This is a genomic window from Streptomyces sp. MnatMP-M17, assembly GCF_900091995.1.
Classification (GTDB): domain Bacteria; phylum Actinomycetota; class Actinomycetes; order Streptomycetales; family Streptomycetaceae; genus Streptomyces.
In genome coordinates, this window is record NZ_FMDK01000218.1 from 1 (window position 1) to 1,350 (window position 1,350).

Sequence of the window (1,350 nt, forward strand, 5' to 3'; positions counted from 1 at the left end):
GTGTACGAGCGGCTCGCGGAGCTCGGCTACCAGTACGGTCCCGCCTTCCAGGGACTCACGGGCGTCTGGCGCCAGGGCGAGGACCTGTACGCCGAGGTGTCCCTTCCCGAGGAACACCACACGGACGCGGGCCGGTTCGGAATCCATCCGGCGCTGCTCGACGCGGTCCTCCATCCGCTGGTGCTGCACGCCGCCGAACTGGCGGGCAGCGCGGCGGCCGGCTCGATCCGGCTGCCGTTCTCCTGGAGCGACACCGTCCTGCACGCCACCGGCGCCACCGCCCTGCGCGTACGTATCTCTCCCACAGGCCCCGACACCTTCTCGCTGACCGCCGCCGACGCCACGGGCCAACTCGTCGTCGCCGTCGACTCCTTGGTCCTGCGGCCCGTCGCACGGGACCAGCTCGCCGCTGCCGACGGCGGTCCGGACGCTCTGTACGGAGTGCAGTGGACGGCCGTGCCCGTACCCGCCATCGTTCCGGGCGCGCTCCGGATCGCGGAGGCGCTCCACGGTGAACTGCCGGGCACGGACGGCGAGGGCGGCGAGGACGGCGCGGAGGCCGCCGAGGTCGTCCTCGTACGCGTCGACCAGTTCCGTACCGACGTGCCTGGAGAGGACGAGGCCGGCGCCGCCCATAAGACAGCGGCGGGTGCGCTGCGTCTGATCCAGCGGTTCCTCGCCGACGAACGGTACGACGACACCAAGCTGTTGCTCCTCACCCAGGGTGCTGTCGCGGCGGAGCCCGGCGAGAGCGTCACCGCGCTGGCGAGCACTCCCGTATGGGGCCTGGTCCGCGCGGCACAGTCGGAGCATCCCGGCCGACTGGTCCTCGTGGACGTGGACCGTCCGGAGGCGGAGGCACTGCTGCCCGCCGCCCTCGCCACCGGCGAGCCGCAACTCGCCCTGCGCGGCGACCGGTTGACGGCACCACGGCTGGTACGGGCGAGCCGCGCCGACACCGACGCCGTGGCCTCGGTCGGCCCGGCGGGCACCGTACTGATCACCGGTGGTACGGGCGGACTCGGCGCCCTGTTCGCCCGCCATCTGGCCGAGTCGTACGGCGTACGGCGGCTGCTGCTGGTCAGCCGCCGAGGTCCGGACACACCGGGCGTCGGTGAACTCGTCGCCGAACTGGCCGCGTTGGGAGCCGACGCACAAGTGGCCGCGGCCGATGTCGCCGACCGTGGCGCCGTGGCGGAGCTGCTGGGCCGGTTCTCGCCGGAAGATCCGCTGACCGCCGTGGTGCACACGGCGGGCGTGCTCGACGACGTCACCATCGGAGCCCTCACTCCGGAGCGGCTGGACACCGTACTGCGGCCCAAGGTCGACGCGGCCTGGCATCTGCACGAT

1 protein-coding gene is annotated in these 1,350 nt (G+C 73.0%); it reads left to right on the forward strand.

What is annotated here, in order from left to right; translation table 11 throughout:
- Positions 1 to 1,350 (forward strand): SDR family oxidoreductase (locus GA0115259_RS10700; protein ID WP_141716514.1); only part of this gene is annotated, 1,350 nt, incomplete at both ends.